This is a genomic window from Pseudomonas sp. 22072 (assembly GCF_052046095.1).
Lineage (GTDB): Bacteria > Pseudomonadota > Gammaproteobacteria > Pseudomonadales > Pseudomonadaceae > Aquipseudomonas > Aquipseudomonas paracarnis.
In genome coordinates this window covers 77131-101828 of sequence record NZ_JBQEQE010000010.1, presented here as the reverse complement: position 1 = coordinate 101828, position 24698 = coordinate 77131, and the positions used below count along the sequence as shown (strand labels likewise).

At 62.4% G+C, this 24698-nt stretch carries 22 protein-coding genes; 8 read left to right on the top strand and 14 right to left on the bottom strand.

What is annotated here, in order from left to right; all coding sequences use genetic code 11:
- Positions 1–70: 70 nt before the first annotated feature.
- From ACTJLA_RS12995 to ACTJLA_RS12960, 8 genes are all read left to right on the top strand, one after another.
- Positions 71–3244: a hybrid sensor histidine kinase/response regulator gene (locus tag ACTJLA_RS12995; protein WP_314550435.1), complete on the top strand. Its 3174-nt coding sequence runs from the start codon at positions 71–73 to the stop codon at positions 3242–3244.
- Positions 3245–3267: 23 nt separating this feature from the next.
- Positions 3268–3915 (top strand): response regulator, encoded by a 648-nt coding sequence (locus tag ACTJLA_RS12990; RefSeq protein WP_054898360.1) that lies wholly within the window; start codon positions 3268–3270, stop codon positions 3913–3915.
- Positions 3916–4114: 199 nt separating this feature from the next.
- Positions 4115–4717, top strand: coding sequence for a fimbrial protein (locus ACTJLA_RS12985; protein ID WP_014719104.1), 603 nt, complete (start codon positions 4115–4117; stop codon positions 4715–4717).
- 75 nt (positions 4718–4792) lie between these two features.
- On the top strand, positions 4793–5533 hold the full coding sequence (locus ACTJLA_RS12980) for a fimbrial biogenesis chaperone (protein WP_014719105.1): 741 nt from the start codon (positions 4793–4795) through the stop codon (positions 5531–5533).
- Between the two features lie 85 nt (positions 5534–5618).
- On the top strand, positions 5619–8129 hold the full coding sequence (locus ACTJLA_RS12975) for a fimbria/pilus outer membrane usher protein (protein WP_314550440.1): 2511 nt from the start codon (positions 5619–5621) through the stop codon (positions 8127–8129).
- A 59-nt stretch (positions 8130–8188) separates the two neighbouring features.
- Positions 8189–9025 (top strand): 5'-nucleotidase, lipoprotein e(P4) family, encoded by an 837-nt coding sequence (locus ACTJLA_RS12970; protein ID WP_181125088.1) that lies wholly within the window; start codon positions 8189–8191, stop codon positions 9023–9025.
- A gap of 93 nt (positions 9026–9118) precedes the next feature.
- Entirely contained in the window at positions 9119–9676 is a 558-nt protein-coding gene (locus ACTJLA_RS12965) for a helix-turn-helix transcriptional regulator (protein WP_314550442.1), read from the top strand.
- 85 nt (positions 9677–9761) lie between these two features.
- Positions 9762–10334, top strand: coding sequence for an HD domain-containing protein (locus tag ACTJLA_RS12960; protein WP_054917517.1), 573 nt, complete (start codon positions 9762–9764; stop codon positions 10332–10334).
- 9 nt (positions 10335–10343) lie between these two features.
- On the opposite strand, the gene ACTJLA_RS12955 is transcribed toward ACTJLA_RS12960, so the two are convergent.
- The 14 genes from ACTJLA_RS12955 to ACTJLA_RS12890 form a co-directional block, all read right to left on the bottom strand.
- Positions 10344–10766 (bottom strand): RidA family protein, encoded by a 423-nt coding sequence (locus ACTJLA_RS12955; protein ID WP_032896335.1) that lies wholly within the window; start codon positions 10764–10766, stop codon positions 10344–10346.
- An 11-nt stretch (positions 10767–10777) separates the two neighbouring features.
- Entirely contained in the window at positions 10778–12361 is a 1584-nt protein-coding gene (locus ACTJLA_RS12950; RefSeq protein ID WP_314550446.1) for a flavin monoamine oxidase family protein, read from the bottom strand.
- Positions 12362–12371: 10 nt separating this feature from the next.
- Complete coding sequence (locus tag ACTJLA_RS12945) at positions 12372–13295, bottom strand: ABC transporter substrate-binding protein (RefSeq protein ID WP_034128214.1); 924 nt, start codon at positions 13293–13295, stop codon at positions 12372–12374.
- Between the two features lie 18 nt (positions 13296–13313).
- Complete coding sequence (locus tag ACTJLA_RS12940) at positions 13314–14087, bottom strand: amino acid ABC transporter ATP-binding protein (protein ID WP_034128215.1); 774 nt, start codon at positions 14085–14087, stop codon at positions 13314–13316.
- Positions 14080–15051, bottom strand: coding sequence for an amino acid ABC transporter permease (locus tag ACTJLA_RS12935; RefSeq protein WP_181125086.1), 972 nt, complete (start codon positions 15049–15051; stop codon positions 14080–14082). Before ACTJLA_RS12935 ends, ACTJLA_RS12940 begins: the two co-directional genes overlap by 8 nt.
- A gap of 19 nt (positions 15052–15070) precedes the next feature.
- Positions 15071–17464, bottom strand: a complete 2394-nt coding sequence (locus ACTJLA_RS12930) for a TonB-dependent receptor plug domain-containing protein (RefSeq protein WP_072446294.1) — start codon at positions 17462–17464, stop codon at positions 15071–15073.
- A gap of 975 nt (positions 17465–18439) precedes the next feature.
- Entirely contained in the window at positions 18440–20566 is a 2127-nt protein-coding gene (gene gspD / locus ACTJLA_RS12925) for a type II secretion system secretin GspD (RefSeq protein ID WP_314550529.1), read from the bottom strand.
- Positions 20567–20571: 5 nt separating this feature from the next.
- Positions 20572–21072 carry a hypothetical protein gene (locus ACTJLA_RS12920; RefSeq protein ID WP_440841377.1) on the bottom strand — a complete coding sequence of 167 codons (501 nt, stop codon included), beginning with the start codon at positions 21070–21072 and terminating at the stop codon, positions 20572–20574.
- Positions 21069–21671, bottom strand: a complete 603-nt coding sequence (gene gspM, locus ACTJLA_RS12915) for a type II secretion system protein GspM (RefSeq protein ID WP_020300756.1) — start codon at positions 21669–21671, stop codon at positions 21069–21071. The genes ACTJLA_RS12920 and gspM overlap by 4 nt, the downstream gene beginning before the upstream one ends.
- Positions 21646–22638, bottom strand: coding sequence for a PilN domain-containing protein (locus ACTJLA_RS12910; RefSeq protein WP_054898352.1), 993 nt, complete (start codon positions 22636–22638; stop codon positions 21646–21648). The genes gspM and ACTJLA_RS12910 overlap by 26 nt, the downstream gene beginning before the upstream one ends.
- Complete coding sequence (locus tag ACTJLA_RS12905) at positions 22635–23336, bottom strand: hypothetical protein (protein WP_054917543.1); 702 nt, start codon at positions 23334–23336, stop codon at positions 22635–22637. Before ACTJLA_RS12905 ends, ACTJLA_RS12910 begins: the two co-directional genes overlap by 4 nt.
- Positions 23333–23941: a prepilin-type N-terminal cleavage/methylation domain-containing protein gene (locus ACTJLA_RS12900; protein WP_314550454.1), complete on the bottom strand. Its 609-nt coding sequence runs from the start codon at positions 23939–23941 to the stop codon at positions 23333–23335. The genes ACTJLA_RS12905 and ACTJLA_RS12900 overlap by 4 nt, the downstream gene beginning before the upstream one ends.
- Positions 23938–24270 carry a type II secretion system protein gene (locus ACTJLA_RS12895; RefSeq protein ID WP_014719114.1) on the bottom strand — a complete coding sequence of 111 codons (333 nt, stop codon included), beginning with the start codon at positions 24268–24270 and terminating at the stop codon, positions 23938–23940. Before ACTJLA_RS12895 ends, ACTJLA_RS12900 begins: the two co-directional genes overlap by 4 nt.
- Positions 24267–24692: a GspH/FimT family pseudopilin gene (locus ACTJLA_RS12890; protein WP_057975015.1), complete on the bottom strand. Its 426-nt coding sequence runs from the start codon at positions 24690–24692 to the stop codon at positions 24267–24269. Before ACTJLA_RS12890 ends, ACTJLA_RS12895 begins: the two co-directional genes overlap by 4 nt.
- Positions 24693–24698 lie beyond the last annotated feature (6 nt).

Genomic DNA, 24698 nt, shown 5'->3' with positions numbered 1-24698 from the left:
CTGGCGGCCACGATCATAAGGAGTAAGCTCCATCCAGTGCCGATTTATCCTGCGCCTGCGGAAACCCCTGATGAAGCACAATAACGCGATTCTCGAAGCCTTTACCCGCAGCTCATTGCGCCTGAACAAAGGCTTGATGGTGTTGATGGGAATCGCGTTGCTGCTGATGCTGACCAATTACTGGTCTCTGCACCGGGGCGTCGAAATTCGCTACAGCGCGATGCGCTTTCACTTTGCGCGGCTGATGGAAAACCTCGCAGAACAGCAAACCTACCTCAAGAGCCTGACACACCCCGGCATCCAGGCCGAACTGCTGCACGCCACCAACGTGCAGGTCAGCCTCAAAAGCCGCATGGTCGACAACCGTCGCACGCTGTACGAAGGCCAGAAGTATTCGTTTTCGGTGCCCTTCAGCGTCAAGTTCGATGAACAGCAGATCAGCACCGCCGCGAGGCCGCCGATTTTTGCCCTGGGTGCGCACTTGACCAGCTACTACAGCGCCTTCTGGTCCTCCTCGCCGTACGAGGCGCCGCAAACCTTCCTGCTCAATCGCCAGGCCGACTACGCCATCACCATTCCGTCCGTGGGCTATCAGCACCGGGAAAGCCCCGAGGATACCGACAACCCGGTGGCCCGGGTCAACGCCGTGCAGCAAATCCTTGCACAGGCGCCGCAGCCACTGGAGCAGAATCGGGTGTATTGGCAGGCCGGCCCCGAACCCGAACATTTGCTGGCCTACATCGGCCTGCCACTCGACGCCCAGGGCCAGGCCGTGATCGGCACCCTGCTCGACGTGTCGCAGGTCGACGATGTACAGCGCGCGCTGAATCACTCGGCGTTTGATCGCTTTACCCTGATTGGCCCTGACGGTAACCGGTTGATTGGGCCAGCCAACCAGGCGCAGCTCAGCGATGGTGTGCATTTCACGGCCGACGGCTTTGAATTCAAGGTCACCGAGGCCGGCGACCAGCCCTGGAGCGCGGTCTATGGCCTGAACTACTCGCACTTCTTTCACTCCGCATTGTGGCCGTTGAGCACCATGGCGTTGGTGCTGTTCAGCCTGATTACACTGGGTTGGGCTGGCAGCCGATGGTATCGACGCCAGGTGATCACCCCAGCACAACTGGCCCACGAACGCATCGCCGAAAGCGTGGCGTTCAGCCGCGTGATAATCGACACCGCACCCACTGGGTTATGCGTTGTGCTACGCAGCGATGGCAGGGTATTGATCGAGAACCAGCGCGCCCAGCAATGGCCGGGCACCTCACGCCTGGTGGAGGCAATGGCCGGTAAGCACGATGGCGCCGAGAGCGGTGAGACGCACTTGGAGATCGAAGGCCGGCACCTGCAGATCGGCTTTGTGTCGACCCGCTATCAGGCTCAAGACGTACGCCTGTATGCATTCAACGATATCACCCGGCACATCGAAGACGCCCAGGCCCTGGAAGAGGCACGTCATGCCGCCGATGCGGCCAGCGAGGCCAAGACGCTGTTCCTGGCAACCATGAGCCATGAGATCCGCACGCCGCTTTATGGCGTGCTCGGCACCCTCGAATTGCTCGGCCTGACCGACCTCGACCCGCACCAGAAAACGTACCTGCACACCATCCAGCGTTCGTCCGCCACACTGTTCCAACTGATCAGTGATGTGTTGGATGTCTCGAAGATCGAGTCTGGGCAAATGGCGATAGAAGCCGTGGATTTCTGCCCGCTGGACATGCTCGAAGATACCTTGCACACCTACGCCGCCTTCGCCCGGCGCAAGGGGTTGCAGCTTTACAGTTGCATCGACCCGCAGTTGCCGAACTGCCTGATGGGCGATCCGATGCGCATCCGCCAGGTCCTCAATAACCTGGTGAGCAACGCCATCAAGTTCACCGACTTTGGGTGCGTGGTGATTCGTGCCAGGGTGGTGGGCAGCGACGCCAATAATGTCGACCTGGAATGGCAAGTCACCGATTCCGGCGTTGGCATTGCCGAGGCGCAGCAGGCCAAGCTCTTCGATCTGTTCTACCAGGCACCGGACACCGCCAGCGAAGGCGGCACCGGGCTTGGCCTGCCGATTTGCCGGTGGCTGGCGCAGATGATGGACGGCGAAATCCGCGTGGTCAGCGAGCCCGGGCTGGGCAGCAGCTTTACCCTGAAAATGCGCTTGCCACTGTGTTGTGGTGCACTGACCAACCTGCCGCTGATCGAGCCCAGCTCGACGCCGGTGTATGTGCAGGCACCGGTACGCGAACTGGCGCAGGCAATGAGTGACTGGCTCAACCGCTTGGGAATCACCGCCGCCCTGGCCGCGACCACCCAGGACAAAGACAGTCACCACGCGGTACTGGTAGAACTGTTACCCGGCGATCCCCCTAAGCCATGGCCCGGCCAACGTGTGCTCTGCCTGCCCGGTGCACACAGCCCGCCGCTGCACACAGCCCAAGGCTGGGTGGTGGATATGCACGACATACGCACCATCGCCGCCACCGTATCACTGGCGCAGCACGGCAGGCACGAGCAACCCACAGCGACCCGGCCACAAAGCGCCGGGCGGCTAGAGCTGCGCATCCTGGTGGCCGAGGACAACCCGGTCAACCAGGCGATTATCAAGGAACAGCTGGAGGCGCTCGGTTGCTCGGTGAGCCTGGCCGCCAACGGTGAACAGGCGTTGCAGTTATGGCAACCGAAGGCCTTCGACCTGGTGCTGACCGACGTGAACATGCCGTTGATGAATGGCTATGAACTGGCCAGAACCTTGCGTGAGCATGATCCACACTTGCCGATTATCGGCGTGACCGCCAATGCAATGCGCGAGGAAGGCGTACGTTGCCTGGCAGTGGGCATGAACGCCTGGATCGTCAAGCCCTTGAGCCTGCAAACCCTGCGCGATCAGTTGATCAAACTGTGCAAAGTCAAGTCGCCGGTTGAGCCTGACGCCCAAGTATTCGACGATCGCGTGCAACTGTCGGACAAGATGCGCCCGCTGTTCATCAGCAGCGTGCAGCAGGATATGCAGCGCATCGGCGCGGCCCTGGTCCAGCGTGATGCTCATGGCCTCGGCCAATTGCTGCACTCGATCGCCGGCGCTCTGGGCGCAGTGCAGGCGCTCAGCCTGGCCCAGGCCTGCATCGAACTGGAAAGCGCACTTAACCGCGGCAGCCTCGACACAACGCTTGAGCTCAAGGTGAAGACTGTGATGCAGCGTCTGTCGGCCGTTCTGGAGACTCTCCAGCTCGGGCACTCTTCACTCACTTGAACTGGCACTACGGACGGCCCTTTATGAAAAAATTCAACGTGGTAATCGCGGACGATCACCCGATCGTGTTGCTTGGCGTTCGCGAACTGGTAGAGCGTGACATGCGCTTTCAAGTCGTCGGCGAGGCCGTGTGTTCGGCCGGCCTGATCGAGCTGTTGCAGCATCAAGGCGCTGACATCGTGATTACCGACTACAACATGCCGGGCGACTCGCCTTATGGCGATGGCCTGAAGCTGGTGGAGTACCTCAAACGGCACTTCCCGCAGGTACAGATCCTCATCCTGACCATGATCTCCAATCACCTGATTCTCACCCGCCTGCAAGAGCTGGGCGTGGTCGGCATCATCCAGAAAAGCCAGTTGCATACCGAGATTCAACTGGCACTCAAGGCGATCGCCCAAGACAGCGACTATCGCAGCCTGGAGCCGCCAAAGACCTCGGTGATAGAGACCCTCACGGCAATTGACGAGCGCTTTACAAGTTTGTCACCCAAAGAGTTCGAGATCCTGCGCCTGTTTATTTCCGGCATGAGCGTGAGTGACATTGCGCGCCGCCAGAATCGAAGTTCAAAGACCATCAGCGCACAAAAAGTATCGGCCATGCGCAAACTTGAAGTGAGCAGCGACCAGGACCTTCTTGCTTATTGCCTGGAACGTAACATCTTCAACTAACGCATAACTTGCAAGCCATTTCTGGACAATGGCTTCGCCCTTTGTTTTCTGGCTCTTCACTGCTGCAACCGTGCAAATAACCTGCCCGCCCCAGCGCTTATAAGAATCGTCTTATTCGCTCCTACCGCCTCGTCGCCTACTCTTTGCTCGCAGTTCAACAACAGCACTTTTTTTCCAACTAAACCTTACGGACATCATCATGAAGAAGTTTTCCCTGGCTGTTATCGCCTCGGCTATTATCGCGGCCTCCGGCAGTGCATTCGCCGAAGGTGAAGCAGCAGCGCCAACCCTGGGCGGCAGCGGCAAAATCACCTTCACCGGCGTGATCAACAACGACGCGTGCTCGGTGGACGGCGCCAACTCCGACCGCACCATTTCGGTGGACATGGGCAACGTTTCGATCAAGGACATGGGCACCGCGGAAAACCCAACCGCAGGTCGTGTGACCGCCAAAGACTTCAACCTGAACGTCAACTGCAACCAGGGCACCAAGGTCGCCATGATCTTTGACGCCAACAACGGCGGTTCCGGCCTGGTCACCGGCAAAAAAGTACTGGCCCTGAACCCGGGTTCGGCCACTGCACAAAACGTCGGTATTGCCCTGCTGGACAGCAAGGGCAGTCTGATTGACCTCAGCTCGCCAAGCACCGCACGCATTGAAAGCACCATGCACGGTGCAGGTACTGAAGGCGGCGACGCCACCCTGAGCTTCGCGGCCGCCTACGTCACTACCGCAGCGGCGGGTTCGTCGACCGCCGGTCGCGGTGACGCCACCCTGCCGTTCATCCTGCAATACGAATAATTCGGCGCACCGGGCACCGAACGCGCGAGGCCTTGCGGCCTCGCCATTGTCTTCTGATTACACCGGATAACCCTCATGCCGCCTCGTTCTATCGCCGCATGTCTGGGGCTGCTGGGCTTGCTCATGGCTACCCAGGCCGCCGCCAGCATTTCATTGAATGCCACCCGTATCGTGTTTGACGGTGACCACAAGGAAGCCAACATCACCGTGCGTAACGGTAACCAGGATGTATTGATTCAATCCTGGGTCGACATGAACGACGCCAGCGCCAGCCGTGCACCGTTTGCCGTCACCCCGCCACTGGCCCGGGTATTCGCCAAGGAACAACAACTGCTGCGCATTCTGTATGAGGGCACCGGCATGCCCACGGACCGCGAGTCGGTGGTGTGGCTCAATGTGCAGGAAATCCCCCAAGCCAGCGAATCCGAGAACACCTTGCAGTTGGCCATCCGCCAACGCATCAAGATTTTTTACCGCCCTGCCGGTCTTACCGGCAGCGCGCTGCAAGCCCCTGCACAGCTTGAATGGACGCTGGCCAAACACGGCAGCCAAACCCTGTTGCAGGTGAAAAACCCGACGCTGTACCACGTGTCCATGGCCGACATCAAAGTGCAGGCGGTAGTGGCCAGCGACTCCACCATGATTGCGCCCGGCGAACAAAAACAGTTTGCGCTCAGTGCTCCAGTTGCCAGCGGACCGGTGCGGTTGTCGTTTTCCAGCATCAATGATTACGGCGCGCAGAATCACTACAGCGCGCCACTGTCTAGCGGCACTGCGCTACCGGCGTATGCGACTGAATCGCGACTTAACCCCTAAGCACTTTCGCTAACTCACAAGCTCACTTCGCGTGCGTGTTTGCGTGCCCGACTGTCCGTCAATCAGGGATGTCATAGGTCTTCGCATGTCTTTTCTTTCCAGCAACAGGCCCGCACGTGGCGTATTGAAGTTGAAGACGCTGTCGCTGGCGATTGCTGCCAGCTTGCCCAGTCTGACCATGGCCGATGACGCTGCGCAAACCTTCAACACCACCTTCCTGCAAGGCTCGCAGTCGCCGGTGGACTTGCAGCAATTGCTCTCGGCCAACAGCGTGCTGCCGGGCAATTACCGCGTCGACCTGTACAGCAACGAAATGCTGGTGGGCCGACGCGATATCGATTTCAAGCGCAACCCGAAAAACGGTCGTGTAGAAGCCTGCCTGACCCTCGACCTGCTCAAGCAACTGGGTATCGACCTGCACCGTTTGCAGGCCGAGGGCAAACTTGACCCGCAGCAGCCGCAGGACTGCTACGCCCTTGCCGACATGATCGAAGACGCCAGCGTGCGCTACGACAGCAGCCGTCTGCGCCTGCTCGCAAGTATCCCGCAGGTGGCGATGCAGCGTGGCTTGCGCGGGTATGTCGACCCACAGTTGTGGGACGACGGTGTGCCCGCCGCTTTCATCAACTACCAGCTCAACAGCAGCCGCACCGCCGGCGACTATAAAACCCGCATTGCCAATAACCTGGGCCTGCGCAACGGCATCAACCTGGGGGCCTGGCGCCTGCGCAACGAGTCGAACCTGAGCGGCGGCACCGATCGCTCGAACACCTTCACCAGCAACCGCACTTACTTGCAGCATGACGTCACCGCGATCAAGGGCCAGTTCAGCGCCGGTGAGATTTTCTCCGACACTGACCTGTTCGACAGCGTGCGCTATCGCGGGGTCAAGCTCGCCTCTGATGATGGCATGCGCGCCGACAGCGAGCGCGGCTATGCACCCGTAATCCGTGGGGTGGCGCAGACCAACGCGACGGTGGAAATCCGCCAGAACGACTACATCCTCTACACCGCCAACGTCGCGCCAGGCCCGTTCGAGATCAACGATATCTACCCCAGCGGCTCCAACGGTGACCTGCAAATCACCGTGATTGAAGCCGACGGCACGCGCCGGGTGACGATGCAGGCGTTCTCCAGCCTGCCGATCATGGTGCGCGAAGGCCAGGTGAAATACAGCGTCTCGGCGGGCACGTTCAAAAGCAATGCCGATGGCCTGGCCTCCCCGCACTTTCTCAGCGGTACGCTGGCCTACGGCTTGACCAGCAACCTCAGTGGGATTGTCGGTGTGCAAGCCAGTGAGGACTACAGCGCGCTGTCGATCGGTGCCGGGCGGAACACCTCGTTCGGTGCGTTCTCCCTGGATACCACCCATTCGTCCAGCAAGGCCCAGGGGCGAACCTCCCAGGGCAGCAGCGTACGCGCCTTGTACGCCAAGACCTTTGCCGGCACCGATACCAACTTCACCCTGGCCGCCTATCGCTACTCCACCGAGGGCTATCGCACCCTCACCGACCATGTGGAAGACAGCAGCGAAGACCTGCGCGTACGCACCGGCCACTCGAAAACCCGCACCGACCTGACCATCAACCAGAGCATCGGACGCAACAGCGAATTCGGCAGCCTGTATGTGAACGCCAGCGACCAACGCTACTGGAATCGGGGCGGCTCCCAGAGCTTTTCCGCGGGCTACACCGGCAACTGGGGCGACCTGAGCTACAACCTTGGCGTGACGCGCACCAAGCAGATCGTCACCTGGGGCGAGCCGAGCAGCGACACGCAGGTGAACCTGTCGGTGTCTTTCCCGCTGGGCAGCCAGGCCCGCGCGCCACGGGCGTTTGTCACCACCAGCCACCAACGTGGCGATACCACCACCCAAGCGGGCATCAATGGCTACGTGGCCGATACCAGCGACACTTTCTATTCGGTGCAGGCCGGCCACAGTGACACCAGCGGCGACTCAGGCTCGGTGAACGTCAACAGTCGCACCGCCGTGGCAGATGTCAGCCTCGGTTACAGCCAGGGCCAGGGCTACAACTCACAGAACTTCAACCTCGCAGGCTCGGTGGTGGCTCATGCGGGTGGCGTCAACCTGGGGCAGACGGTCAGCGAGACCTTCGCCCTGGCCGAAGTACCAGGCGTCTCTGGTGCCAAGATCAGCAGCTACAGCGGGGTGGAGACCGGGTACAACGGCTATGCCGTGGTGCCCACTGCGCAACCCTACCGGGTCAACTGGATCAGCCTGGACACTCGCGATCTGGGAGGCGACGTGGAAATCACCAACGCCACCCAGCAACTGGTGCCGCGCCGTGGCGCCATCGTGGTGGCGCATTACAGTGGCACTAGCGGGCGTCGCGTATTGTTTGAGTTGTTTGATGCCCAGCATCAACCGCTGTCGTTTGGTGCCTCACTGGAAGACGCCAATGGCAAGCAGTTGGCGATTGCCGATCCGAATGGCAATGCCTTGGCACTGGTGGAAGAGGATCAGGGCACGCTGATCATCAAGTGGGGTGAGCAGCATTGTCGTGCCACCTATGCGTTACCACCGCAGAACAAGGCGCTGAACTATGAGCGCCAGTCACTGGTGTGCACGCCTTGATTGTGCGGGTAATTGCGCTACTGTGCTGACCACGCGCCTACCCTCTGCGAGACTTGCTCATGCGTAACTTGTTATTCGCCAGTGTCTGCCTGTTGACCACCGCTCTGGCAGGCTGCCAGCAAACACCCCCGGCCAACGACCAACTCGATGCAGTGCTCTGGACCCAGACGTCCATCGAACACGAGCTGATCTACCGCCAGCTCTTCGCCAACGCCACCCGCCAACTGGATGTCGCCCTGGCCGACCCGAGCTGGGACGCCCTGCCCTTTGCCCCACGCAACCTGGCCGGCTTGCCCCCGGCCGTGGTGGTGGACATCGACGAAACGCTGTTGGACAACGTGCCCCTCAACGCTCGCGACATCATCAACAATCAGGTCTATTCCTACGATCGCTGGAATACCTGGGTCGAGCAGGCCAAGGCTCAGGCGCTGCCAGGTTCCGTGGCGTTCCTGCAAGCGGCCAGACAAAAAGGTGTCAAGGTGTACTACCTCACCAACCGCGAACACAGCCAGGTCGCGGCCACCGCCAAAAACCTGCGTTTGCGCGGCTTTCCGATTGAGAGCGACGCACAGATCCTGGCGGCCAGCACCCCCACCGGCCACTGCGAAAGCGCGGGCTACGGCAAGCAGTGCCGCCGCCAGTGGGTCGCCAGCCATGCCCGCGTGCTGTTGATGGCCGGTGACTCGCTGGGAGATTTCGTGCAAGCCGAACACAACACCCTGGATGCACAACGCAAGGCCGTCGAACCCTATGTGAATTGGCTAGGCCAGCGTTGGTTCCTGCTGCCCAACCCTAGCTACGGCAACTGGTACAGCGCGCCGTATGGGGATGATGAGAGCTTGCCGTTTGCGCAGAAACGCAGGCTCAAGCAGCAGGCATTGCTGTTGCAGGAATAGAGAGTAACCATGTGGGCCGTTCATCCCACTCATTTGCACCACCGCCCTCTTGTCATCACACTCGTCATCAACCCGCCAACTCAGGAATCACAGATGCCTCACTCGTTGCTCAAGCCTGCCTTGCCCGGCATTGCGCTGCGGCGGTGGCGTTTGCTGCACCGCATCAAGCAAAGTCATGCGGCGCAGTTGTTCAACGTCACGCAATCGACTATTTCGCGCTGGGAAAGTGGCGTACTAGCGATGGATCCGGCTGCGCATCAGCAGCTAGAGCAACTGTTGGCAGCCCGGCTTGATGCAGCCGCCGATCAGGCATTGGCCCGGCTGGTCAGTGAGAGTTCACAAGCGATGCACCTGGTATGCGACCTGACGCACCGCCTGCTCGCGTGCTCGCCCTCCCGCGCACGCCAGTTCAGCAGCCCGCTCGCCGAGCTTATGGGCCAGTCGTTGTGGCGCTTCGCAACGCCGCAAATCCAACTGATCGAAGCCAGCCTGGAGCACACCGGCTGGCGCGAAACCCAGGCGCCACCGGCTCTTGAGTTCGCCACTGGAAGCAACGATTCCAACCTCGTGCCCATACGCCCCAGCATCTGTCGCTGGACACGCATGACCCTGAGCGATGGCAGCGCAGCACGCCTAGTCGAAACACTATAAAGCCCACCGCGCATACTTTATGCGTGGACGATCTGTGCTCCCGCACCTAGGCTTACCTGCACAACCGACCTTGCGGGGCAGCAGCATGGACATGGAAAAAATCAAAGGCCGTCTCGACTTTCTGCGCGAGGCGGAAAAACTCAAGGATGTGCTCAGAAGCGCCCACACGGCTTCGGGTCGCACTGAAAGCACGGCCGAACACAGTTGGCGCCTGTGTCTGATGGCGATGGTGTTCGCTGATCAATTGCCCGGCCTGGACCTGCTGAAAATCCTCAAGATGTGCGTTATCCACGATTTGGGAGAAGCCATCCACGGCGATGTCCCTGCGGTTAATCAGGTGGCCTTTCCCAACAAGGGCGAACAGGAACGGCGCGATCTGCTGCTCTTGGCGCAGTCCCTGGACAGCCCCCTGAAAGCCGAGATCCTGGCGTTATGGGATGACTACGAGAACGCGCTTTCGCCGGAAGCAAAAGCCGTCAAGGCCATGGACAAACTGGAGACCCTGCTGCAGCACACCCAGGGGCTGAACCCTCCCGATTTCGATTACGCCTTCAACCTGGCCTACGGCAAAAAACACACAGATGCCCAACCCTTGTTCGAAGCGTTGCGAGCACTGATCGATCAAGCGACAGAGCAAAGGCTCCACGCCGCAGAGTGACGGGTGTGATCACACAGCCCTGGCCGCAATCGCCTCCACCTCCACCAACGCCCCCGGCAACGGCAACGCCACTACTTGCAACGCGGTGCGCGCCGGTTTGTTTGGCTGTTCGGGCGTGCCAAAGAACTGGGTATAGCCGCGCTGCAACCCGGCAAAATCCAGCTTGCCATCGGTCTCTTCGGCGCCGACCAGAAACACCCGTAACTGCACGATGTCGCCCAGGTCCAGGTCGTGTTGGCGCAGGATCTGGCGCAGTTTGTTGAACACTGAAACGCTCTGCACTTCGGTGTCGCCATATACCCCAGGCACCTTCGGGTCGGCGGGGTCCGGCAGCGTGCCGCTGACAAACACCAGGCTGGCCGAGGCCGGCACGGTGACGGTTTGCGAGATGGGGAACTCGCCGACGCTGGTGCGTTGGATGCTGTCGCTCATGGTGAGGCTCCTCAGGATGCGGCCAACGCCGCGAGTTGGTGTTGTTGGGTGATGCGCTCGGCCAGTTGCGCGACCACATGGCGCGCCGAGTTGGCTGCCGATTCCTGCCATATACCCACGCCGCTCTGCACCAGGCCGTCGCCGGCGAAGTACACCCGGCCATGGGGCTGTTCAAGCAGGGCGTGGGCCTCGGCGGGGAAGTGTTCACGTTGCAACCACGGGCCTTCGCTGTAGGGGATCTGCTCCCAGGACACTGCCAGAGGACTGCGCAAGTGCCTGGAGTAACCTGAATGCAACAGCTCCACGGCTTGCCGGGAAGCGGCGTACTGCTGATCGAGGGGCTGGCCGCCAAACACGTCGGCGCCCTCGCCGGTCACGTAACCGGCCACCAGCACGCCTTCGCGGGTGTTGAGGTCGTTGCTGGGGTACCACAGCAGGCGCGCCGGGTGCTCGATCCACGACAAGCCGCCGTAGGTACGGTAGTCGGTCTCCCAAAAGCGCGGGGATTGCCAGGCCACCTTGGTCGCCTGGTCGCTGCGGGTGCTGAGCAGGGCCGCCTTGACCGGCGCGCTGAAGTCCGTATCGAGCTTGGCCAGCAGGGGCAGCGGCAAGGTGGAGACCAGAAAGTCGGCACGCACCACCTGTTCACGGCCACTGTGCTGGTCGTGGTAAGTCACCGCCACGCCGTCCTCCAGCTGGCGGATCTGCCGCACCTGGGCGCCCAGTTGCACCTGCTCCTGCACGCGTCGGTAGAAGGCCTCGGTGATACGGTCCATGCCGCCCACTGGCTGGAACATGGTGGCCGAAAATTCCGGGAACTCGGTGTGCAGTAAAGCCCCCCAGAGTTCCGGGTGCAGCAACCGCTCTAACGTCAACGGCCTGCGGCGGTCGGGCAAGGCGCCAGGGTGGGCGGCCGATTCAAGGTGCCCGGAGCGAAGGGTGCCTTCAAAAGCCAGCTCTTGGGACAGGTCACCGTACACCTGCAAAAAACCGAGCAGGCGTGTGCGCTCTTCGCCACTTAATACATCATCGAGAGCGTCGCGTTGCACCGCCTTGGCCAGCAACCCCGACAGATGCCCGCGGGTATCGTTGAGCGCCTGGCCGACACTGAACGCCGCTTGGCTGAGGTCCGGCCGCACCTGGGCGCCATGGCTGCTGTTGACCAGCACTTCCAACGGCACGCCAAGCTCACTGCAATAATCGAGGATCGTGCGGTGCTGGCTGGGGATGCGCGCCGGCCCGGCGTTGAAATACTGGCCTGGGTCAAACCCCACCGTCTGCGAGCGACCGTCCTTATAGTCCACGCGGTCGCCGTTACGCAGGGTCCAGGTGCGGCCACCCACGCGCTCGCGAGCCTCCAGCACCTGCACTATGAAGCCGGCGCGCGTCAACTCCAGCGCAGTGACCAGCCCGGCAATTCCGGCGCCCAGCACCAGAACCCGAGTGCCCTGCCCCAGGTCGTCCTTGAGTTTCAGCGGTTGCGGTCGGCGGTGTGACGATGGGCCCAGGCCCAACACCGCCAATGCGTCCTTGACCGCCTTCTCACCGCCGACTGCGGCAATACTCGATAGCGCTTCACGTCGTGTCAGTCCCATGTCGATGCTCCTAGTCCGGCAGGCCCGGTGGGTTGATCAGCGACTTGTCGACGCGCTCGACATCCAGGCCCCAACGTTGCAGCACCTGCTCGTATTGGCCGCCGGCAATCGCACCCTGCAGTGCCGTGTGGATCGGCTGCACCAGGCCGTTGTCCTTGCGCGTGGTCACCGCGATATCCGCCTGCAACGGCCAGCCACCATTGACGGTGCCGACACGCTTGATGCCGCCGGTGATCGCTGCCGAATAGGCATACACCGAGTTCGGCCCGAACAGTGCGTCGCTGCGCCCAGACTGCACCGCCAGTTGTGCGGCGGCCTGGTCGTCGAAGTACTGCAACAACGCAGGTTTGAGGCCGGCTTTCTCATTGGCCTCGTTCCACGCCAGCAGGACTTTTTCCTGGTTGGTGCCGGAGCCGACGATGATCTTGAGCCCGGCAATGTCCGCCGCCTGCTTGATCTCACTGATCTTGCTGGTGCTCTTGACGTAAAACCCGAGCACATCCTGGCGGTAGGTGGCGAAGTCGAAACGCTTTTTGCGCGCCTCGGTCACAGTGACGTTGCTGATCACCGCGTCGTACTTGCCCGAGCTGACGCCCAGGGGCCAGTCTTCCCAGCTGGTCTGCACTACGTTGAGTTGCAGGCCAAGGCTGTCGGCTACCAATTGGGCGGTGTCGGCCTCGCTGCCGATGGTGGTCTTGTCGTCACTGGCCAGCAGCGCCAGCGGTGGCCCGGCTACGCCTGACACGGCCACAGTGAACTTGCCCGGCTGGGCGAACTTGAAGCCCGGCGGGATCTGCGCGATGGCCGCTTCATTGCGTGGCGCATGGATGCGCGGTCGGTCGGGGCTAAGGTCGACCTGTTGCACGGCAAATGCGTTGTGGGCAGCGGCCCCGGCAATTGCCAACAGGACGACACGGGCAGTGGTGATAAACATGGGCAGTCACTCCTTGAACTAAAGCACTTTGCCGAGAAAGGCCTGGGTGCGGGGATGTCGGGGTTGGCGCAGGATCTGTTCGGGCGGGCCTTCTTCGATCAGTTGGCCGTCGCAGAGGAACACCACGTGGTCGGCCACTTCGCGGGCAAAGCCGATCTCATGGGTGACGATCACCAGGGTCACGCCCAGTTGGGTCAGGCCCTTGATCACGTCCAGCACTTCACCCACCAGTTCCGGGTCGAGGGCCGAGGTGGGCTCGTCGAACAGCAGCACTTTGGGGTCGAGCGCCAAGGCCCGGGCGATGGCGACGCGTTGCTGTTGGCCGCCGGATAGCTGGCGCGGGTAGGCGTCGGCCTTGTCCGCCAGACCGACCTTGGCGAGTAATTCATCGGCCTTGTCACGGGCCTGCAGCCGGCTCCAGCGCTTGTGCGCCAGGGGCGCTTCGGCGATGTTTTCCCAGGCGGTGAGGTGGGGAAACAGGTTGAAGTTCTGGAACACGAAGCCCACGTCGATACGGCGCTTGAGAATCTCGCGTTCGGTGAGTTCAAAAAGCAGCTCGCCTTTGCGCCGATATCCGACGTACTCACCGTCGATGGTGATATGCCCGCTGTCGATCTTCTCCAAATGGTTGATGGTGCGCAGCAAGGTGGACTTGCCCGAGCCGGACGGCCCGAGGATCACCGTGACCTTGCCAGGGTCAATGCTCAGGTCGATATGATCGAGTACCTGCTGGTTGCCAAAGCGCTTGCCCACGCCCTGGATCTGAATGCGCCCGGCGCGTGCTTCAGGCATGGGCCTTCTCCTTGAACCAGCGGCGCACGCGCTGCAACGGCGTGGGTGGCAGCACCCGCGCGGTGCCCCGGGCGAAGTGGCGCTCGACGTAGTACTGGGCGCTGGTGAGCACGGTGGTGATGATCAGGTACCAGACCGTGGCGACGATCAGCAACGGGATCACCGCCTGGGTGCGGTTGTAGATGACCTGCACGGTATAGAACAGCTCGGGCAAGGCCAGCACGTAGACAATCGAGGTGCCCTTGACCAGGCCGATGATTTCGTTGAACCCCGACGGCAAGATCGAGCGCAGCGCCTGGGGCAGGATGATCCGGAAGATGCGTCGAGAGGCCGGCAGCCCCAAGGCCGCCGCCGCCTCATGCTGGCCGGCATCCACGCCAATCAGCCCACCGCGAATGATCTCCGCCGCGTAGGCCGCCTGCATCAGGCTCAAGCCCAGGACGGCCACGGTAAATTGGCTGAGCACATCCACCGTCGACCACTCGGCGAACACCAGGTCGGTGAACGGCACGCCTAGCACGATGTGGTCGTACAGGTAGGCAAAGTTGTAGAGGATGATCAGCACCAGCAGCGCCGGCATCGACCGGAAAAACCAGATATAGCCCCAGGCCAACGCCGCCAGCAACGGCGAACCCGACAGCCGCGCCAGGGCCAGCGCGGTACCCAGCAGGATGCTGAACACTGTGCTCAACAGCGTCAGCAGCAACGTCTGGCCCAACCCGCGCAGCACCGAGGGCGAAAAGAACCACCGGCCGAACACCCCCCATTCCCAGCGCGGGTTGGTGGCCAGGGAGTGCACGATGGCGAGTAATACCAGCGCGGCGAAAATCGACCCGGCCCAGCGCCAGGGGTGCCGGGCCGGCACCACGCGCAACGCCTTGATTGGCGTGGCGGCACGGCGCTGGCGCAGCGGTTGGGCGCTGACTTCATCCAGCAGGTCATAGGGTTTGGCGACAATGGGCATGTTCTTTTCCTCGCAGGCCTCAGAAGGCGTAAGTCAGCCGGGTGTAGTAATACCCACCGGTAAAACCGTAGGGCGAATAGGTGCCGTAGCTGGCAACCATGGTGCTGCTCGGCACCCCTTGTTTCTTGGGATAGAGGTCGAACAGGTTCTTGGCGCCGATGGCGATGTTCAGGTCTTTGGTGAGGCTGTAGCCCAGGTCGAGGTCGGTGATCCAGCGGGCGTTGTAGACCCGGTCCAGGTCACGATTGGCCGATGAGTTCACTTCCTTGTACGAGCCGTAGCGGGTCAGGGCCAGGTTGAGGTTGAAGCGTTCGATACTCCAGTCACCGCCCAGGATCAGCTTGGTGTTGGGTTGCACGCCGGTGATCAGGTTGCGCGCCTGGCGGTCCATCAGGTCGTAGGAGGTACCAAGAATGTGGGTGGATTCCTTGTAGTTGAGGATTTGGGTCTGGTTCCAGTTGAACGCGGCGGTCCACTTCAGCGCGCCGAACGCGCCCAGGTCCTGGTTGTAGCTGCTGACCAGGTCCAGACCTTTGGTGCGGGTGTCGGCGCCGTTGATAAAGTACTGGCCGCCGGAGGTGGAGTTGATGCCGTTGTTCTGCAACACCTGGGTGACTTCCGGGCCCAGCAAGGTGCCGGTAAGGGTGATGCGGTCACGCAGGTTGATCACGTAGGCATCGGCGGTGAAGCTCAGGCGGTCGGTGGGCGTGAGCGTGAAACCAAGACTGAAGTTGGTGGAGCGCTCGGGCTTCAACGCCTGCGCGCCTAGCGCCTGGGCCGCCGCCGAGCCCACGGGGAGCACGCCATAGTTGATCGACTGATACACCCCATCGACGACGCCATAGGTGGTGGAGCGCGCACTGAACAGACTGTTGGCCAGGGACGGCGCACGAAAGCCATTGCTCACGGTGGCACGCACCGCGAACTGCGGGGTGAAGTCGTAGCGGGTGGTCAGCTTGCCGCTGCGGGTGGCGCCCACGCCCTCGTTGTAATGCTCATAACGCACCGCCGTGCCAACGTACCAGTCCGGCATGGGGTTGAAACCCACATCCACATAACCGGCCAGGCTGTTGCGTGACGCGCTGCTTTCTTCGTCCGGTGAAATACCGTTGGTGACCTGTGCCCCGGACGACGCGCAGTTACCCGGCGCCACGCAGTAACCGCCATTGGCATAAGACGCGTAATCGCCGGCTTGCACCTCGTAAGTGTCGCGCCGATGCTCGAAGCCATAGGACAGGTCCAAGGGCTTTTGCAGTCCGATGTCGAAGCCACGCTTGAAGTCCAGGTTGGTGGTCAGCTCGGTGGAAATCCAGGTACCGGAGGTGAAGCTGTTCGGCGTGGCTTCGCCCAGGGAAGGGTTCTGGTTGTGGGTGGTGCCCTGCTCCGCTTCGTTGCGCCCATAGGTGGTAGACAAGTCCCAGTCCCACTCGCCCACAGTACCCTTGCCACCAAACGCCGCCTGGAAGTCGTCCTCGTCGATGTACCAGGTCGGGGTGTACCCGGCCGGGTAACCGTTAGGCCCGGTGGTGATGGTGTTGGTGATGGTCGGCAGACGGAAGTTCTGCCCCTGCTCGGCCTTGCGTCGCGAGTAGGTGGTAAAGGAGTAGAGGCTGAGGCTGTCGTCGATCGGCAACTCGGCGTTGTAGCCCAGGGTCAGCAGGTTGGTCTTGGGCGTACCGTAGCCGCCATAGGTGGACTTGCCCGCCAGGCCATAGGCTTGCTCATAGGTGTAGCCGTTGGCGCTGGCCTTGTTGTCATCGTTCTGGCTGCGTGCATCCAGGGCCAGTTGCACGATGCCGCCGTTGCCGATTTCGAAGCCCTTGTTGAGGCTTTGCTGCACGGTCTGTTTCTTGCCGTCGTAGCCAAGGCCCGCGTGGGTCACCGAGGTACCGCGGGTGTCGGCCTTGAGGATCACGTTGATCACCCCGGCGATGGCGTCAGACCCGTATTGGGCAGCCGCACCATCGCGCAGCACTTCGACATGGTCGATGGCGCTGATGGGGATCAGGTCCAGGTCAGCCGGCGCCGCGCCGGTGTTGATGCCGTTGATATTCAAGGTGGCACTGGTGTGGCGGCGCTTGCCGTTGACCAGCACCAACACTTCGGCGGCGCTCAAACCCCGCAGGTTAGGTGCCCGGGCAATGCCGCTGGCGTCCCAACCGGTTTTTTCCGGCAGGGTCAGCGAAGGGATCACCGCGCTCAACGCCTCCATCAATCCGGGCTTGCCGGTGTTTTGCAATTGCCGGGCGCTGACCACGTCAATCGGCACCGGGCTGCTGGTGACCGTGCGCTGCTCGGCGCCACGGTTGCCGGTCACGACGACCGTCGACAAGGTGCTGTCATCCTGGGCCTGGGCTGCTGCGGCGAACAGCGACAGGGTCAGGGCAGCAGTAGGTTGCAGAATTTGCTTCATATCCATTCCCAGCTTTTTCCAAATCGCAAAGTCGGGCAGGCATGCGCCTGGCGCGACGTGGCCGGTAGTCAAAGGGGCGATGCGGCTTGGGCTAGGTGTGGGGCAAGCGAGGGGTTTGCAGTGGCAACATACGTTGAGCTCCCGTCCAACGACTCTGCTGCGGCGGGATGATTACCCGATCAGGCGCGCAGAATCTGAATCACGCTGGGTACCATCCGAGGTCAGGGGTAGGCTGTTGGGATCAAACATAACGGAATGGATTTTAAAAATATAATGCTATTTGGGCATAAGCTAATATTCTGTACTTTCATTATTTATAAAAATAATTATTCATAAAAATGATTTTTAATCTGAGCGCGCAGAACGCTCAAAGTGTGGGAGGGGGCGTGCTCCTGATGACTGTGGGCCAGCCAAAATGCATTTACTGACACGCCCCCATCGCAACGGTAACTACGGACGGTAACCACGATGCGAAGCGAGCCGCTCTTGATCTTGATCTGCTTTTGATCTTAAGCGCCCCGTCAAACCACGCTGGCCGGAATTCGACAGGGATTTGGGGGGTAAACCGGCAGGGATGCCGGTTTAGCCGCCCCGCGCCATGGATGGCGCGTGGCGGCGGCCCCCCAAATCACTGGCGGATTACGGGCACACCGAGCCCAGGCGAGGTGCCGAGTGGTGGGGCAAGAGCGTTTTGCTTACTTTGCCGCTTTTGCAAAGTGAGCCGCCGTCAGGGCGGAACCCTAAGTGGCCGTTACCGCAGGAATGGATATGTACCCGGTATAACTGCGTCGCCTGTTAGGCCGCCTTCGCGAGCAAGCCAGCTCCCACATTTTTGATCGCGGGGTGTCAGGTTGATAGGCGTCGGCTGGCAGGCCATCATCGCAGGCAAGCCAGCTCCCACATTTTTGATCGCGAGGTGCCAGGCCACCATCGGGAGCGAGCCCCCTCCCACATGGGTACTCGGTACAGCCAGGATCATTGAGCCGGTCGCAACAGCTGCATCTGCTGGCGATAATCATCCGTCACCTGCCGCGCCTGGCTGCTGCTGGTAATCACCCTCGGCGTAATCAGCACAATCAGCTCCGTGCGGTCCTTGGACTTGCCGGTGTTGCCAAACAACCAGCGCAACCCTGGAATCTTCCCCAGGTAAGGCACGGCGCTGACACTCTCAGCGTTGTCCTGCTTGATCAGCCCACCGAGCAACACCGTCTGGCCACTCTGCACCGCTACCTGGGTGGACACCGAGCGCGTGGAGATACGCGGGTTCACCGGCGTCTCACTGTTCCCCGTCGGGTTCTGGGCATCACTGACCTGTTGTTGGATATCCATGTACACCAGCCCACCCGGATTGATGCGCGGCACCACATCCAGAATCACCCCCGTCTGCACATATTCCACACTGCTCAAGGTGGTGTCGGCGTCCCCGGTATTGACGGTGGTCTGACTGATGGGAATGTTGTCCCCCACCTGGATCTGCGCCGGCTGGTTGTTCATCACCACCAGGGATGGCGCCGACAGCACCTGGGTGCGGCCGTTGGTTTCCAGGGCGTGCAGGGCCACTTGCAGGTTGGAGCTGACGAAGGAGTAGAACAACGAGTCCGCCGCCCCCAGCCCTGCCCCGCCACCGCCCAGGGCGCCTTGGCTGCCGGAGGCATTGGCCACCGTAGTGCTGGTGGAATTACCGGCCAGGCGGCCCAGGTACCACTGCACCCCCAGGTCCAGTTCGCCGGTGAGCTTGACCTCCAGAATGCGGGTCTCGATCTGCACTTGCAGCGGTGGGTTGTCGAGGCGTTTGATCGCCGCTTCGATTTCTTTCCATTGCGCCGGGCGGGTGCGCACCAGCAGTTGGTTGCTGCTCTTTTGCGCGGTGATGCGCGTGCCCGCTTCGAGGTCGCTGGTGGGCGATGCCTGGGTGTTTTCGGCAGGCTCGGATTCAGGTTCTTCGGCTGCGGGCACCGGGGCGCTCGCCTGCAAACCGGCACTGGTGGATGAGGACAAGGTGGTGGTACGCAACCCCGGCGCTACTTTCGCCGGGGCGTCATCCTTGATCGCGCCATTGCCGTAGATCTGCCGCAGGTACTTGGCCAGATCGCCGGCCTTCATATTGCGCACGTCGTACACATACATCTGCGGCTCGTTGCCGCCGCCCTCGTCGATGGTACGGATCCAGTCGCCCACTTCGCTGAGGTACTGGGGCTGGGAAGAAATCGCCACCACCGAGTTGGTGCGCTCGACCGGCAAGAACCGCAGCATGCCGGCCAGGGGTGTGCCACTGTCCGCGCCGAACATGGCTTGCAGCTCGGGCATCAGCTCGGCCACCGAGGCGCGTTGCAGGCCGAACACCGCCACCGACATGCCCTTGAGCCAGTCCACGTCGAAGGTGTCGATGGTGTCCTGGTAGTTGGCCAGTTCGTCGGGCGTGCCGGCCAGGCTCAGGACATTGCGCGCCGGGTCCACCAACAAAAAAGCGTTTTCACGGGCGAAGGGTTTGAGCAGTTTCTGCATCTCGGTGGCCGAGATATAGCGCAGTGAAAACAGACGTGCCGAGAGGCCGCTGGCCGGTTGCGCCACGCGCATCTGCGGCACCAGCTTGCCCGCCACGGCCTGTTTGGCCGGCAGGATCACATAGCGGTTGCCCTGTTTGATCATGGCGTTGTCGGTCCAGGACAGCAGGGTTTCGAGAATCGACAGCGCTTGCTGTTTGTCCACGGGCTTGGAGGTGGAGAAGCTGACAGTGCCCTTCACGCCCTCGGCGATGCTGTAGTTCTCGTGCAGCAGGTCGCCCATCACGCTGTTGATCACGGCCTCGATGGGCTGATCGGCGAAGTTGAACACGATGTCGCCGCCCTGCTCCGGCACGTTTACGGGTGCCGCGGGCTGGCGCACAAACGCTTGATTGCCACGAATGAGCTGGCGCTGCGGCGGAGCCTGGGTGGCAGGTGGAGCGGTTTCGGCCACAGGCGCCTGAAGCGGCGGGCGTTGTGCGCCGGTGCCCTGCAGGGCCTCGTGCAGCAGGTCGTCGTCCGGGTCGAGGGTGTCGGGCAAAGATCCACAGCCGCCCAGGGAGACGGCGGTAGCCAGGCAAAACAGCGAAGTGCGCATATCGATCAAGGGAGAGACTCGCGGGGATGTGAGTTCAGGGGTAACCGCTTACCGTAGAGGCTCAGGGTCTGGGTGCGCCCGTTGAGGGCAAAACGGGCGTATTGCGGGGTCAGGTGTTCCAGGCGCCAGCCGTTGGGCAACGCCTGGCCCAAGCACACCGTGAGCGTGGGGCCGCCGGTTTGCTTGAGCATGGCCATTTGCAGGTTGCCGGTGATCATGATGCCGCTGAGGGTCAGGTTGGCCAGGCTCGCCACCTGGGTTTTACCCACCTCCCGGTCCGGGCGGCGATCCGGGCTGAACAGCGGCGTTTGCCAGGTACCGGCAAGGTCTTGCAACGCTGGCGTGGGAGCGGCTTGCGCCTGGAACGAGGGTGGCGCGTGCACCGGCGCATCGGGTAACCACCGGGGTGCGTCGCCGATGCTGCTGAGGATCATCGCCATCAACAGCCCCAAGAGCCCGGCCATGCCGAGCCAACCCCATTCAAGAGGACGCAAGGGGCCAATCATGGTGCCACCCGCGCCGGTTGCAGGTAGCCGCGCACCAGCAGTTGCACCGCCAGCTTGCCCGCCCCGCCACTGGCTGGCGCCTGTTTGTCGCGACGAATATGCAGCTCATCGACGAACAGAAAAGGCGGTTGATATTCCAGCCCATGCAGGATCGCGGTCAGCGGTTCGATGGCGCAATTGAGCGTGAGGCTGACCTTGACCTGACGATAGGGCTCGCTGTCGTTCTGTTCGGGCGTGATCGGTTTGCGCTGGGTCAGGTTGCAGCCGCCGCCGAGGTTGGCGTGGCTGTTGATCAGGTCGGCGAGACGCTGCATCAGGTCGGCGGCGACCACGTCCGGGTCGTCCCCTGGCAACAGGCTGGCGCTGCTGGCCGGGTCTTGCTGTGCTTGCGCCAGCTGTTCGCGCAAGGCATCGCCCTGGCGTATGACGCTGGCATAGCGCTGCTGCTGTTCACGCAACTGTTCGGCCTGTTCACCCATGGCCCGCAGCGGCCCGGCGAACCAGCTGTCGATCAACAGCCAATAGGCCGCGCCGAGCACCAACGCCAGGGTCAACAAGGCGGCGCCGCGGCGTTCACGGGGTGTGAGGGGTCGGCGCATCGGCGGCCTCCTGGCGTAAGTGGGCACGCAAGGCAAACTGGTCCTTGCCGGTGCGTGCGTCGGGTTGGATCACCCCTTCGAACTGCGCGTTGTCCAAGCGCTGGCAGCCTTTGATGCGGCTGATCAGGCCACTGGCCTTGGCGCTCTGGCCGGAGAAACTCACCTCGCCGTCCTTGACGTCCAATTGGTCGAGCCAGGTGTCGGCGGGCAGGCAACTGGTCAAGTCATTCAGCAGCGCGGCCAGGGGCGGTTGCGCCCGTTTACGCTGGCTGAGGTACTGCGCCGCGCCACGGGTGTTGAGCAGTTGCTGGCGCAGGGCGTGCACCTGGGCGACCTCGGCTTTTTGCTGTTGGACAGTGGCGTGCATGCTGTCGAGTACCCGCTGGCGGTCGTTGAGCCACAACAGCATCGCCGCGATCAGCAACGCGCCGCACAACCACGGCAGGCTGCGCTGCAATTGCTTGCCGGCAGGCCGCGAACGCGGGCGTAACGGCGCGGGCAGCAGGTCGATACCCAGGCCCGCCACATCCACGCGGTGTGGGTACAGGCCGAGGGCGGCGCAGTCAGTGAGGACCTGGTCAAGGCGCTCGCGCAGGATCGCCACCACCCTCACCTCCAGGTGGCTGGGTGTGCGCCGCTCCTGGCGGGCGACGAAATAGAGCTGCCCGGCGTTGAACGGGGTGTAGCGGTCCAGTTCATAGCCAACCACCTCCACGAGGTTGCGCGCGGCAGCCAGAGGCAGTTGCACGCTTTGCTGCAACACGGCATCAGGAGCAAGCATCAGCACCTGGCGCGCATTGCCTGGCAACACTGGAGCCGTCAGCGGCCAGTGATGAACCTGCTCAGGCGGTTCCTGGAACGCCAGCCACTTCGGCACACAGCCGCGTAACTCCGTGAGCCACAGGCGCCAGCCTTGTTGCAGCAGGCTGCCGCGCCAGTAGCGGGCAATCGGTTCGAGTTGAATCATTCTTGCCACCGCACCACCCGATAGGGCTGTGCGCTGTCCTCCGCAGGGCTCAATAAAAGGGTCAGTCGCAGGCGTGCCTGATAGCCGCCGGGGCGCTCGGCGCGGCTGTCGATTTCCACGACCTGGCCGGGGTCGACGCCCTCGGCGTCCTGGCGTGGCAGGTTCAACGCCTTGCGCATCAGGGGGCTGGCGAATGCCGGAGCGGGCCGGTCGAGGTCGCTCCACAAGGTGATGTGCGGCAGTAGTTGGCTGTAGAGCGCCGGGGTCATGCCGGGAAGTTGACGTACCTCCTCCAGCACCCGAAACGGCGCCAGGCCCTGATGGCGGCGAGTCTCAAGGGCCTTGGCCAACTGCTGGGCCTGAACCGGTGTTGCGCCGCAGGCCAGGGCCAGGCGCGTGAGGTCCTGGGGGGCGGCGTTGACCAGGTACAGCTTGCCGCGCTCACTGCGCACACTGACCTGCAAGCGGGCGTCGTCGAAGGTCAGCGCAATAGAACGCCCGTCCGCCACCCACTGCCCTTGCGCCATGACCTCTGCGATACCGGCCTGGGCGGCCAACAGTGTCTGAGTGTGCTGGCGCAGCCACAGCGCCTGGCGACTTTGCAGTTGCACCCACCCGGCCAGGCCACCCAGCAATACGCTGAGCAAGGCCAGCACCCACAGCACCAGCAACAGGGCCGCACCTCGTTGGCGCTTCATTCTTCGCTGCTCGCGCTGGACAGGTTCAGGCGCAGCGCAACCACTTGGGCGCCCCATGGCACCGGCCCGTCGACGGAGGCGTCGATGCGCACCGCTGTGGGCAGGCGCCGGGGCCAGGGCCACGGGCTCAACCAGTCGGTGGGCTGGCCCAGTGGCGAGACACCGCGATAGCTGAACTGCAGCGCCTCGACGTCATGCAAAAGCACCTGCGGCTCATCGCGCTGCGCGTTGGCGTGGGAGGCCCTCTGCGAAAAAGCCACCTGCAGATCCTGCCCGACCCGTTGCAGGGTAAAGCGCTGGATACCCCCGCCCAATACACCGGGCAAGGTCGCCACAAACTGCAAACGTTCAGGCATGCCGATAAAAAAACCTTCGGCCTGGCTGTCATCGTCAGTGAGCTTTAGCGGCAGCGCCTCGCTGATCGAGGTGCGCAAAAACTGTTGGGCGGCGCGCATTTCATCCAGGCTGACGGTGTAGGCCTGGGCCTTGGCCACCGCCCGATTGGCCCCCAGCAACGCTGCGCTCACCAGCAGCAACAACACCGACAGCAAGCTGAGCACCACGAGCACTTCCAGCAGGGTGAAACCCTGCTCACGGCGCTTCACAGGCGCGCCTTCAAAGTGCTGAAGTGCGCCTGATGCGCGCCTTCACGCACGTTCAGGTCAAGACGAAACAGGTGCGGCTGTTGGCGGGTGCTGGTCAATTGCCAATGGATGCCGTCGAGTTGGCCTTGGCGGGTTCCTTCAATCAGCGGGCCGGCAGCTTCCTGGTCCAGCAGCGTGAGCGCGGCATGGGTAAGGCGGTCACTGCGGGCCACCTGGGACAAGGCGCGCGCGCTCTGGCCGAAGGCAACCAGCAACACGCTGCTGCACACCGCCATCAACGTCAGGGCGGCGAGCATTTCCAGTAAGGTGAAGCCGGCCTGGTGCTTCATGGCAGCGCCTTGGATTGCACACTGCCGGTGAGCCAACCTATGTCGATGCGCCAACGCCGGCTGCCGTTGGCCAGCAGCAGGTTGCCACCGGTAGAACTGCCGTCGGGATAGAACACCACGGCGGCCCCGGCCTGCTCGGCACTGTGCAAGGTCACTTGCACCTGCGCTGGCCACTGCTGTGACGCACGCCCTGGGGCCTGGAACGAGCGGCCCTGGAGGTCGAACTGAGTGCGCGCCGCCTGGCCGCTGACGATGGCGCTCGCCCGCGTGGCGCGCAGCGCCTCGACCATCTGCGCGACCACCCGGCGCTCCTTGGCCACCTGCAGCCCTTGCCGTACACCCAACCCCAACAACCCCGCCGCAATGCCGATCAATAGAATGACGACCAGCATCTCCAGCAGGGTAAAGCCTCGCTGGGCCACGGGCGG

Excerpts from the sequence above, each read along its gene's own strand:
- ACTJLA_RS12995 (WP_314550435.1), top strand. The coding sequence starts at position 71 with ATGAAGCACAATAACGCGATTCTCGAAGCCTTTACCCGCAGCTCATTG.
- ACTJLA_RS12990 (WP_054898360.1), top strand. The coding sequence starts at position 3,268 with ATGAAAAAATTCAACGTGGTAATCGCGGACGATCACCCGATCGTGTTG.
- ACTJLA_RS12985 (WP_014719104.1), top strand. The coding sequence starts at position 4,115 with ATGAAGAAGTTTTCCCTGGCTGTTATCGCCTCGGCTATTATCGCGGCC.
- ACTJLA_RS12980 (WP_014719105.1), top strand. The coding sequence starts at position 4,793 with ATGCCGCCTCGTTCTATCGCCGCATGTCTGGGGCTGCTGGGCTTGCTC.
- ACTJLA_RS12975 (WP_314550440.1), top strand. The coding sequence starts at position 5,619 with ATGTCTTTTCTTTCCAGCAACAGGCCCGCACGTGGCGTATTGAAGTTG.
- ACTJLA_RS12970 (WP_181125088.1), top strand. The coding sequence starts at position 8,189 with ATGCGTAACTTGTTATTCGCCAGTGTCTGCCTGTTGACCACCGCTCTG.
- ACTJLA_RS12965 (WP_314550442.1), top strand. The coding sequence starts at position 9,119 with ATGCCTCACTCGTTGCTCAAGCCTGCCTTGCCCGGCATTGCGCTGCGG.
- ACTJLA_RS12960 (WP_054917517.1), top strand. The coding sequence starts at position 9,762 with ATGGACATGGAAAAAATCAAAGGCCGTCTCGACTTTCTGCGCGAGGCG.
- ACTJLA_RS12955 (WP_032896335.1), bottom strand. The coding sequence starts at position 10,766 with ATGAGCGACAGCATCCAACGCACCAGCGTCGGCGAGTTCCCCATCTCG.
- ACTJLA_RS12950 (WP_314550446.1), bottom strand. The coding sequence starts at position 12,361 with ATGGGACTGACACGACGTGAAGCGCTATCGAGTATTGCCGCAGTCGGC.
- ACTJLA_RS12945 (WP_034128214.1), bottom strand. The coding sequence starts at position 13,295 with ATGTTTATCACCACTGCCCGTGTCGTCCTGTTGGCAATTGCCGGGGCC.
- ACTJLA_RS12940 (WP_034128215.1), bottom strand. The coding sequence starts at position 14,087 with ATGCCTGAAGCACGCGCCGGGCGCATTCAGATCCAGGGCGTGGGCAAG.
- ACTJLA_RS12935 (WP_181125086.1), bottom strand. The coding sequence starts at position 15,051 with ATGCCCATTGTCGCCAAACCCTATGACCTGCTGGATGAAGTCAGCGCC.
- ACTJLA_RS12930 (WP_072446294.1), bottom strand. The coding sequence starts at position 17,464 with ATGAAGCAAATTCTGCAACCTACTGCTGCCCTGACCCTGTCGCTGTTC.
- gspD (WP_314550529.1), bottom strand. The coding sequence starts at position 20,566 with ATGCGCACTTCGCTGTTTTGCCTGGCTACCGCCGTCTCCCTGGGCGGC.
- ACTJLA_RS12920 (WP_440841377.1), bottom strand. The coding sequence starts at position 21,072 with ATGATTGGCCCCTTGCGTCCTCTTGAATGGGGTTGGCTCGGCATGGCC.
- gspM (WP_020300756.1), bottom strand. The coding sequence starts at position 21,671 with ATGCGCCGACCCCTCACACCCCGTGAACGCCGCGGCGCCGCCTTGTTG.
- ACTJLA_RS12910 (WP_054898352.1), bottom strand. The coding sequence starts at position 22,638 with ATGATTCAACTCGAACCGATTGCCCGCTACTGGCGCGGCAGCCTGCTG.
- ACTJLA_RS12905 (WP_054917543.1), bottom strand. The coding sequence starts at position 23,336 with ATGAAGCGCCAACGAGGTGCGGCCCTGTTGCTGGTGCTGTGGGTGCTG.
- ACTJLA_RS12895 (WP_014719114.1), bottom strand. The coding sequence starts at position 24,270 with ATGAAGCACCAGGCCGGCTTCACCTTACTGGAAATGCTCGCCGCCCTG.